Source organism: Achromobacter ruhlandii, assembly GCF_002082135.1.
Lineage (GTDB): Bacteria > Pseudomonadota > Gammaproteobacteria > Burkholderiales > Burkholderiaceae_B > Achromobacter > Achromobacter ruhlandii.
This window is the reverse complement of the sequence record NZ_CP017433.1, coordinates 3,602,950-3,612,765: the sequence shown is the minus strand read 5'-3', so window position 1 is coordinate 3,612,765 and position 9,816 is coordinate 3,602,950. Positions and strand designations below refer to the sequence as shown.

Genomic DNA, 9,816 nt, shown 5'->3' with positions numbered 1-9,816 from the left:
GCCGGGCTATGCGGTGCCGTCGCGTTCCATTGCCGCCTATCAGTCCGCCTATGCCGCGCCGGCGGTGCCGGAACACGAAGTGATGGCCGAGCCCGCCGCCCGTCAGGCGCCGCCCGCGGCCGCGCCGGCGCCGATGATGGCGCCCGCGCCCGTCGCCGCGCCGGTACGCATGGAGATGCCGGCCTTGCCGCCGGCGCGCGAACTGCCGCCGGCCGCGCCGACCATGGCCCGCATGCCCGATGCGCCGTTGCGCAACGGCCCGGTGGTACCGCCCGCCGCGCTGCCTGGCGACGCCGCGGCGGGGCTGCAGGATGCGATCAGCGCCTTGCGCGGCGCGCTCGAGAGCCGCATGGACGGCCTGCTGTGGGGCGGTCGCCAGGGTCCCGGCCGCGAGCCGGCGGGCGCCGCGCTGTTCCGCAGCCTGCTGGACGCGGGCTTCAGCACCAAGCTGGTGCGCACGCTGGTCGAGCGCATGCCGCAGGGCATGAACGCCGAGGGCGCGCTGGCATGGGCCCGCAATGAACTGGTCACGCACCTGCCGGTGCTGGGCTCGGAAGACGAATTCCTGGGCGGCGGCGTGTACGCGCTGGTCGGCCCGACCGGGGTCGGCAAGACCACCACGCTGGCCAAGCTTGCGGCGCGCTGCGTCGCGCGCGAGGGCCGCGAGCAGGTGGCCATGCTGACCACCGACAATTTCCGGATCGGCGCGCTTGAACAGCTGCAGATCTACGGCCGCCTGATGGGCGTGCCGGCGCACTCGGTGCGCGATGCCGGGGAGTTGCGTCGCATCCTGGCCGAGCTGGGCAACCGTAAGATCGTGCTGATTGACACCACCGGCATCAGCCAGCGCGACCGCCAGGTGGCCGAGCAGGCCGCCATGCTTTGCAACGCAGGCAAGCCCGTGCGCCGTTTGCTGGTGCTCAACGCCGCCAGCCAGGGCGACACGCTGGACGAGGTCGCCCACGCCTACCGCAACGGCGTAGGCGAGGATGTCGCCGGCTGCATCATCACCAAGCTCGACGAAGCTTCGCGCCTGGGTGCGGCGCTGGACACGGCGATCCGCCACCGGCTGCCGATCCACTATTCTTCGATCGGACAGAAGGTGCCCGAGCACCTGGAGCTGGCGCGCGCCGACGCGCTGATCGACCGCGCGTTCGCCATGGTCGAGCGCGCCCGCGCCCTGTATGCCCCCAGCGAAGCCGACATGGCCTCGCTATGGTCGACGCCACGCGAATCCGACAGCGTCGATCCCGCCCGCCGGCGCCAGTTGCTGGCCTCGGCGATCCTGCGCCCGCAAGGCGGCGCCGGCTCGATCGAGGCGGCGCAGCACCTGGACGATACCCTGGGCTGGCTCGATAGCGATGCCGCCTGCGTCCAGGCGCGGGCGTCGTGGCGCGAGTACGTCAGCGACGGCGCCGGCTCAAGTCTGTCCGCGCTGGGCGAAGCGCCGCTGGCCATGGTCCGGCGCGAATTTTCCACGGCCTGCGGCCGCCACTTGCTGGCGATGCACGGCAAGACCAGCATGAAGGGCGAAGGCCTGCCGGGCGGCACGCTGCTCAGCGCCGTGCTGATGAGCGACCGCGGCGCGGCGCTGGCGGCGCCGGCGCAGCAACTGGTGCTGCCGCACGGCATGCTGTCGTCGTTCGCCCCGGCCGCCGCCGCCCAGCCGGACACCGCGCAGGCGCTGGCGGAGCGGGTGCGCTGGCTGGGCGAACAGTTGGCCCGCCTGCCGCTGGTGCATATGCTGGAGGCCGGCACGTCGGCCCTGTGGCAGAGCCTGGGCGAGCAGGGCGCATCCTGGGTGGCGCGCAGCCCGGGCGGTATGCGTGTGATCCAGGACGATTGCCCGACCAACCTCAACGCGGTCGGCAAGAGCGTCGGCTATCTGCCGGTGGGCCAGCCGGGCGACATGCCCGGCCTGCGCGCTGTGCCGGGCACCCGGCCGGCGCCGTTGGCGCTGTGGGCCTCGGGCACCGAGATCGGTTTGCCGGGCCGGGGCGAAGACGCCCGGTTCCGGCTGGTCTGCGCCCGCCTGATCGACACCGCCAGCGGCGAGGTCGCCGGCCAGCTGTTCGGCCTGACCAACCTGGCGGCCAGCCAGGCGGATGCCGCCACGGTGGCGCGCTGGCTGGTGCTGCAGGAAGAGGCGCGCGCGGGCTTTCGCTATATGGCCAATGCCTGGCAGGCGCTGCCCGCCGTCGATGGTTCGCATACGCTGGCGCGGCAGTCGCTCATGGCCGGCCAGCTGGCCTCGGCCTGCTGGCAGCTGGCGCACGCCTCGGCGGCCGATGGCGTGCGCGCGACGCTGGCTGGCGTCGTCAGCCCCGAGCGCAAGCTGTCCGGGCGCCTGTTGCCGGTGGCGCTGCTCAAGATGTTCGCCATGCTGGAGATGGCCGGCGGCGTCTAGCAAGGCGGCCATCCGGCCGGTATCGGCCAAGACAAACAGCCCGCTTCATGCGGGCTGTTTGTCTTTGAAGATGAAGGTCGCGGGCTAGCCGGCGACGATGGGCTTGCGGCCCGGCGCGCTGCGGGCGCCACGGCCCTGTGCGTCGTAGGTGGACGTGCCGCCCAGCCCGCCGATCTGGCGCAGGGCGTCCAGCGACTGTTGGGTATAGCGCAGGTGCACGTCGATCAGGGCGCCGTTGCGCATATTGATCTCGTTGGCGGAGGCCGATTTGGCCAGCAGCGCCTGCCAGACGCCGGACAGCTGCGGGTGCAACACGGCGGCCTGTTCGGTGCCGGCATGGCCGGCGGGCAGGCCAATCTCGGCCAGCAGGCCGTCACGGGTATTGCTCAGGTCCACCAGCTGCCGGGCGACGCTGCCTTTGCGTTCGGTGATGTCATGCAGCGCGTCGACGTTGCCCGGCCCGACCAGCACCTTGGTTTCTTCCTCGAGGATGGAAGAGAATTCGGCGATCAGGGAATCTTCCTGTTTCAGGCAGGCTTGCAGGGACTCGACGGGGCTCATGGTCATGCTCGGGCAGGCGGACGGGTCGGGTGACGTACGAAAAACGGCGGTTTACTTCAGCAGGTCGCGGGCGCTGGCGATCAGGCCGTCGGCGATGCGGCTGGTATCGATCTTGAGCTGACCCGAGGCGATGGCGGCGCGAATGGCGGCGACACGCTCGACATTGATGTCGTTCGAGCCGTCCTGCAGCGCGAGCATCTTGCGCGAGGCCGAGCTCAGCGCGACTTGCGAGCTGCTGGCGCCGCTGCTGCTGCCGGCGCCATAGGCCTGGGCGACCGCGGAGTCGGCGCGGGGGCTGAGGGCGTCGGGCGAGATGGGCCGGTTGGTGGTCGAATTGATTTTCAAGGTTTTCTCCGCAAGGCGTCCTGGGTCGGTTTGCGACGGGTCCGCCTACTTATGCCTCTGTAACGACAGGGCCGGAAGGAACTTTAGGGTAGGCGGCCGAATGCCGCAACGCGATATGTAACATTGCCTAAAGTTGTATTTCGACCAGGCCGGCATTGCGCACCACGCCGCTGACGACCTGGCCGCTGGCGGTGCGCACCTGCACGGTGGCGCCGGGCGCGGCGTTGTCCAGGGCCTGGCCCTCGCTGCTGACCACGAAACCATTGCCGCGCGCATTGATGCGCACATTCGAGCCTCGCACCACGGATTGGGCGTTGCGCAGGGCCGCGCCCTTGACCGGCTGGCCGGCGTTGATGCGGTAGGCGGCCGTCATGCCGATCACGGTCTCGGGGCGGGTGATGACGCCGGGCGGCAGGGCCACCAGGTCGCCGTCGCGCGGCGCCAGGTCGGCCGGGGTGAGGGCCTGGCCGGCGGCGATCATGCGGGAGGCGACGTAGTAGTGGCCCGGAACGCTGACGGTGGCCTGCACATAGGTGGTCCAGGCCTTGGGCGCATTGCAGCGCACGCCGACCGTCATGCGCGAACGCAGCTTCATGCCCGACGGCATAAATGGGGACATGGCATCGCAGGGGGCCAGCCGCTCGACCCTGGGCGGATCGATCGCCACCGAGGGTTGGCCGGGCAGGGCGGCCAGTTGTTCCAGCAGATAGGTCTGCGCGGCGATGACGATCGCCTCGGGCGCCTGGACCGGGGCGTCCTGGGCCCGGGCCGCGATGGCGGGGGCCAGGAGCAGGGCGGCCAGACAGGCGGCGCGCGCGCGGACGTTTGCGGGAAATTTCATGATGTCTGAATTGTAGAAGCCCGCGTTGCTTGGCAATACGTGAATTGGATGAGAAATGATGGGTTATTTGGTTGATTGTGTTGTGCCGCCGACCCCTATGATGCCGTCATCCAATGGGATAGCGGTGTGTCCGCCGTCCCGGGTTTCATCCGTATTGAAGGCGATCCGATGTTAGACCGGCTTAATGAAGATTTCCGCTTCTTCCAGCAGTCCCTGTCGTTGCGCGCGCAGCGTCAGGAAGTGCTGTCCTCCAACATCGCCAACGCCGACACGCCCAACTACAAGGCGCGCGATTTCGATTTCAAGGCGGCAATGCAGAACGCGATGGAAGGCTCCAAGCGCCTGCCCGATACCTCGCTGACCCTGACCTCGGCGCGCCACATCCCGGCCAAGGCCGTGTCCGAAGGGCCGACGCAGATGCTGTACCGCCTGCCATACCAGCCCAGCCTGGACGGCAACACGGTCGACATGGACATCGAGCGCGTGCAGTTCGCCGACAACACCTTGCACTACCAGAGCACGATGCAGCTGCTGACGGGCCGTATCCGCAGCATGATGGCCGCCATCCAGGATTGATTTTCATAGGGAACCGCAGGCAATGTCCTTGTTGAGCATTTTCGATATCGCCGGTTCGGCGTTGAGCGCGCAGTCGCAGCGCATGAACGTGGCGGCCAGCAACATGGCCAACGCCGACAGCGTGGTCGGCCCCGATGGCCAGCCGTACCGGGCTCGCCAGGTGGTGTTCCAGGTCAACCCGCCGGCCGGCCAGGCCCAGGGCCGCGAGATCGGCGGCGTGCGCGTGGCCGGGGTGGTGGTGGACCAATCTCCCCTCAAACAGGTCTACGACCCCAAGCATCCGCTGGCCGACGCGCAGGGCTACGTCAGCATGCCCAACGTCGATCCGGTCGCCGAAACCGTCAACATGATCGCGGCGTCGCGTTCGTACCAGGCCAACGTCGAGGTGCTGAACACCGCCAAGAGCCTGATGCAGAAAACCCTCACCATCGGCCAATCCTGATCCTCCTGATTCCGCGCGCCGCGCCGCCCGCGCGGAAGTTTTTGAAGAAGTGAACTCATGACCACCGTCGACCAATCCACAAGCAAGACCGGCCTGGGCCTGGCGCAAATCGGCGCCAACGGCTCGAGCACCGCGCAGGGCCTGCAGGATCAGTTCCTCAAGCTGCTGGTCACGCAGCTCAAGAACCAGGATCCGCTGAACCCGATGCAGAACGCCGAGCTGACCTCGCAGCTGGCGCAGATTTCCACGGTGGAAGGCATCACGAACCTGAAGAACACCATGCTGGCCATCAGCGGCCAGATCGACGTGTCGCAGTCGATGAATGCCGTGGCAATGATCGGCAAGGGCGTGCTGGTTCCTGGCGCGAGCGTCAAGGTCGGCGTGAACGCCGAGAATCCCGCCGAGCGCGTGGTCACCCCCTACGGCCTGGATCTGCAGAAGGATGCGGTCAAGGTGCAGGTGCGCATTTCCGACAGCAACGGCGCGGTCGTGCGCACCATCGAACTGGGCGAGCAGAAGGCCGGCGTGTACACGCTGGACTGGGACGGCAAGAACGACGCCGGCGTGGCGCTGGACGCGGGCGCGTACACCGTGTCGGTCCTGGCCACGGATGGCGACGACAAGAAGGTGGCCGCCGAGGTGCTGAAGTACGGCAAGGTCAAGAGCGTGGCCTATTCCACCAACGGCCTGCGTCTGGACATGGGCCTGGATGGCCAGACCAGCATGCTGGACGTGCGCAAGGTTATCGGCTGAAGCGGGCCGGTTTGATGATCTGCCGACGCCACGGCGGCGGTTTCCAAATTTAGAGATTAGCGAGAGAAAACATGGGCTTCGGACAAGGATTGAGCGGCTTGAACGCCGCTGCGCAGAACCTGGACGTCATCGGCAACAACATCGCCAACTCGGGCACCGTCGGCTTCAAGTCGTCGACCGCCTCGTTCGCCGACGTCTACGCCAGCTCGCGCGTCGGCCTGGGCACCAAGGTGGCGGGTATCACCCAGCGCTTCACGGTGGGCACGGTCAACGGCGGCGGCGGCGAATACGATATCGCCATCGACGGCGCCAAGGGCATGTTCCGCGTCACCGACCAGAGCGGCGCGGTCATGTACAGCCGCAATGGCGAGTTCCTGGTCGACAAGAACAACTTCATCGTCAACGCGCAGGGCTACCGCCTGACGGGCTACCCCGCCGGCGGCATCGGCGCCAATCCGGTCGAACTGCAACTGCCCACCGCCAACGTCGCGCCCAAGGCCACCACCACGGCCACCACCGTCGCCAACCTGGACGCCAACGCCAAGGTCATCTACCAGGTCGACACGGTCACGTCCCCGGCGGTGAACGGCTCGGTCACGCTGGGCGGCACCGCCTACACCTTCACCAAGGGCGCGGGCGGCGCGATCACCTGGGTCGCCCCGGGCAATCCGCCGGCCGCCACCTACGGCACCGCGCCCAACACCGTCACCATCGACGCCACGGGGCAGGTCACCGCCGGCAACCTCAACGTGATCCCCGGCTTTGTCGACTACACGGCCGCCGTGACCGAAGTGGGCAAGCCGTTCGATCCCAAGGTCACCACCAGCTACACCAACGCCTCGCCCATGACGGTGTACGACTCGCTGGGCAACTCGCACCAGGTGATGCAGTACTTCGTCAAGCGCGCCGCCGACGCCGCCGGCAACAGCGTCTACGACGTCTACTACACCATCGACGGCCAGGCCATGGCGCCGACCACCGAAGCGGGCGGCGTGTGGGGCAACCCGACGCAGTTCACGTTCAACAAGGCCGGCGCGATGACCAGCGCCACCACGGTCAACCTGTCGTTCGCCACGCCGGGCGGCAACACCACCCCGGCCGATCCCCTGGCCATCGCCGTCAACTACACCGGCACCACGCAGTACGGCAGCGCCTATGCGCTCAAGAGCCAGCCGGACGGCTACACCTCGGGCGAATTCAGCGGCATCAACATCGGCGCCGACGGCAGCCTGGTGGCCCAATACACCAATGGCGAGACCTCGATCGTCGGCACCATCGTGCTGGCCGACTTCGCCAACCTGCAGGGCCTGCAGCCGGTGGGCAACAACGCCTGGAAGGAAACCGCCACGTCGGGCCAGCCGATCCTCGGCCAGCCGGGCAGCAACGGCCTGTCCAAGGTGGTGGGCCAGGCGACCGAGGCCTCGAACGTCGACATGAGCAAGGAGCTGGTCAACATGATCATCGCCCAGCGCACCTACCAGGCCAACTCGCAGACCATCAAGACCCAGGACGAGATCATGCAAGTCCTGATGAACCTGAAGTAATGGTTGGCGGGCACGCGACGACACCGACGGAATAGGCAATGGATCGAATCATCTACACCGCCATGAATGGCGCGGCGCGGATCACTGAGCACCAGGCCGCGCTCTCGAACAACATGGCGAACGTGAACACGCCGGGCTTTCGCGAGCAGATCGCGCTGTACCGGTCGGTTCCGGTGAACGACGGCGTGAGCCTGCCGACGCGTGTCTCGACGGTGGCGTCGACGCCCCGCAACAACTTCGAGATGGGCAACATGCAGACCACCGGCCGCGACCTGGACGTGGCCCTGGCCAGTTCCAACGGCTGGATCGCGGTGCAGACCCCGCAGGGCGAGGCCTACACCCGCGCCGGCAGCCTGCAGGTGGGCGTGAACGGCCTGCTGCAGACCTCGCTGGGCCAGCCGGTGATGTCCGACCAGAACGGCATCATCGACGTGCCCGACCAGGCCGCGCTGACCATCACCTCGGACGGCACCATCACCGCCATCGGCGCCGGCGATGCGCCCAACAACATCCTCAACCTGGGCCGCATCAAGCTGGTCAACCCGCCGGAGGCGCAGCTGGTGCACGGCGACGACGGCGTCTTCCGCCTGGCGCCGGTCAACGGCCAGCCCGCGCCGCCGGTGCCGGCGGATCCCAGCCTGCGGGTGCTGTCGGGCGTGCTGGAAGGCAGCAATACCAATCCCATGGCGGCGATGGTGGGCATGATCGAAAACGCCCGCCGCTTCGAACAGCAGATGCAGGTGGTGCAGCAGGCGGACCGCAACGCCGAACGCGCCAACGGCATTCTCTCGGTTTCCTGATCCGGTCAGCCGATCCGAACCAAATAATTTTCGCGCGCGGCCGGGCCGCCGCACCTGGAGTACTTCATCATGATGCGTTCGCTGTGGATTGCCAAGACGGGCCTGGAAGGTCAACAGACCTCGATGGACGTGATTTCCAATAACTTGGCCAACGTCTCGACCAACGGTTTCAAGCGCGGCCGCGCCGTGTTCCAGGACCTGATGTACCAGACGCTGCGCCAGCCCGGCGCCCAGGTCGGCGACGCCACGCAGCTGCCGTCGGGCCTGCAGCTCGGCACCGGCGCCCGCGTGGCCGCCACCGAGCGCATCCACACCACCGGCGGCCTGAACAACACCGGCGGCGAACTGGACGTGGCGATCAACGGCCGCGGCTTCCTGCAGGTCGAGCTGCCCGACGGCACCCAGGCCTACACCCGCGACGGCGCGCTGCAGCGCGACCAGAACGGCCAGCTGACCACGGTCAGCGGCTACGTGATCCAGCCGCCCATGAACGTGCCCGACAACGCCCTGTCGATCTCCATCGGCAAGGACGGCATCGTTTCGGTGACGCAGCCCGGCGCGGCCGGCGTCAACGTGCAGATCGGCCAGTTGCAGGTCGCCACCTTCATCAACCCCACCGGCCTGCAGAGCGTGGGCGAGAACCTGTACCTGGAAACCGACGCCTCGGGCCCGGCCAACCTGCTGCAGCCGGGCGTGGACGGCGCCGGCACGTTCATGCAGAACTACGTCGAAACCTCCAACGTGAACGTGGCCGAGGAACTGGTCAACATGATCACGACCCAGCGCGCTTACGAAATGAACAGCAAAGCCGTCAAGACCTCGGACGAAATGCTGGCCCGCCTGACCCAACTGTGATGCCTATGTCGTCTGTCCTGCGTCTGGTTTCGAGCGCGGCCCTGGCGTTGCTGGTGGCCGGTTGCGCCATGATTCCGCCCGAACCCATCGTGACCGGGCCGACGACGGCGGCCCCGCCGCCGCCGCCGATGCCGGCGGCGCAGCCCACCGGTTCGATCTACCAGCCCACGACTTACGGCAACTACCCGCTGTTCGAGGATCGTCGGCCGCGCAACGTCGGCGATATCGTCACCATCGTCCTGAACGAAAAGACGAACGCCTCCAAGAATGTCGCCACCAACACCAACCGCAGCGGCAACGCCAGCCTGGGCATCGCCGCCGCGCCGTCCTTCATGGACAGCTGGGCCAATGCCAACCTGAACACGGACGCCAAGGGTGGCAACGTGGCGCAGGGCAAGGGCGACAGCACCGCCAACAACGCCTTCACCGGCACCATCACCACCACGGTGGTGGGGGTGATGTCCAACGGCAACCTGCAGGTGGCCGGCGAGAAACAGATCGCCATCAACCGCGGCAGCGAATACGTGCGCTTCTCCGGCGTGGTCGACCCGCGTTCCATCACCGGGACGAACACCGTGTCGTCGACCCAGGTGGCCGATGCCCGCATCGAATACCGCAGCAAGGGCGTCATGGACGAAGTCCAGACCATGGGCTGGCTGCAACGCTTCTTCCTGATCGCTTCGCCGTTCTGA

The 9,816-nt window shown here is 67.7% G+C and carries 11 protein-coding genes; 8 read left to right on the top strand and 3 right to left on the bottom strand.

The annotated features are described in order from the left end of the window. The first annotated feature begins 82 nt into the window (after nucleotides 1-82). Entirely contained in the window at nucleotides 83-2,407 is a 2,325-nt protein-coding gene (gene flhF / locus AruCF_RS16275) for a flagellar biosynthesis GTPase FlhF (RefSeq protein WP_254431207.1), read from the top strand. Nucleotides 2,408-2,491: 84 nt separating this feature from the next. Here flhF and AruCF_RS16270 read toward each other — a convergent pair whose 3' ends face one another. The 3 genes from AruCF_RS16270 to flgA all read right to left on the bottom strand — a co-directional run bounded on the left by AruCF_RS16270 (nucleotide 2,492) and on the right by flgA (nucleotide 4,154). Beyond that, entirely contained in the window at nucleotides 2,492-2,968 is a 477-nt protein-coding gene (locus AruCF_RS16270) for a flagella synthesis protein FlgN (RefSeq protein WP_049074387.1), read from the bottom strand. Nucleotides 2,969-3,019: 51 nt separating this feature from the next. Beyond that, nucleotides 3,020-3,313 (bottom strand): flagellar biosynthesis anti-sigma factor FlgM, encoded by a 294-nt coding sequence (gene flgM, locus AruCF_RS16265; RefSeq protein ID WP_049074384.1) that lies wholly within the window; start codon nucleotides 3,311-3,313, stop codon nucleotides 3,020-3,022. Nucleotides 3,314-3,440: 127 nt separating this feature from the next. Next, complete coding sequence (flgA, locus tag AruCF_RS16260; RefSeq protein ID WP_049077896.1) at nucleotides 3,441-4,154, bottom strand: flagellar basal body P-ring formation chaperone FlgA; 714 nt, start codon at nucleotides 4,152-4,154, stop codon at nucleotides 3,441-3,443. Between the two features lie 168 nt (nucleotides 4,155-4,322). Between flgA and flgB the strand changes: the two genes are divergently transcribed. The 7 genes from flgB (at nucleotide 4,323) to AruCF_RS16225 (ending at nucleotide 9,816) form a co-directional block, all read left to right on the top strand. Beyond that, on the top strand, nucleotides 4,323-4,730 hold the full coding sequence (gene flgB / locus AruCF_RS16255; protein ID WP_049074382.1) for a flagellar basal body rod protein FlgB: 408 nt from the start codon (nucleotides 4,323-4,325) through the stop codon (nucleotides 4,728-4,730). Nucleotides 4,731-4,752: 22 nt separating this feature from the next. Further along, nucleotides 4,753-5,172 (top strand): flagellar basal body rod protein FlgC, encoded by a 420-nt coding sequence (gene flgC, locus AruCF_RS16250; protein ID WP_049074381.1) that lies wholly within the window; start codon nucleotides 4,753-4,755, stop codon nucleotides 5,170-5,172. A 57-nt stretch (nucleotides 5,173-5,229) separates the two neighbouring features. Further along, nucleotides 5,230-5,925 (top strand): flagellar hook capping FlgD N-terminal domain-containing protein, encoded by a 696-nt coding sequence (locus tag AruCF_RS16245; RefSeq protein ID WP_049074379.1) that lies wholly within the window; start codon nucleotides 5,230-5,232, stop codon nucleotides 5,923-5,925. A 71-nt stretch (nucleotides 5,926-5,996) separates the two neighbouring features. Beyond that, nucleotides 5,997-7,469 (top strand): flagellar hook-basal body complex protein, encoded by a 1,473-nt coding sequence (locus AruCF_RS16240; protein ID WP_049074378.1) that lies wholly within the window; start codon nucleotides 5,997-5,999, stop codon nucleotides 7,467-7,469. Nucleotides 7,470-7,507: 38 nt separating this feature from the next. Further along, nucleotides 7,508-8,269, top strand: a complete 762-nt coding sequence (locus AruCF_RS16235) for a flagellar basal body rod protein FlgF (protein WP_049074375.1) — start codon at nucleotides 7,508-7,510, stop codon at nucleotides 8,267-8,269. Nucleotides 8,270-8,338: 69 nt separating this feature from the next. Beyond that, complete coding sequence (gene flgG / locus AruCF_RS16230; RefSeq protein WP_006394443.1) at nucleotides 8,339-9,124, top strand: flagellar basal-body rod protein FlgG; 786 nt, start codon at nucleotides 8,339-8,341, stop codon at nucleotides 9,122-9,124. Further along, nucleotides 9,124-9,816, top strand: a complete 693-nt coding sequence (locus AruCF_RS16225) for a flagellar basal body L-ring protein FlgH (protein WP_049074373.1) — start codon at nucleotides 9,124-9,126, stop codon at nucleotides 9,814-9,816. The genes flgG and AruCF_RS16225 overlap by 1 nt, the downstream gene beginning before the upstream one ends.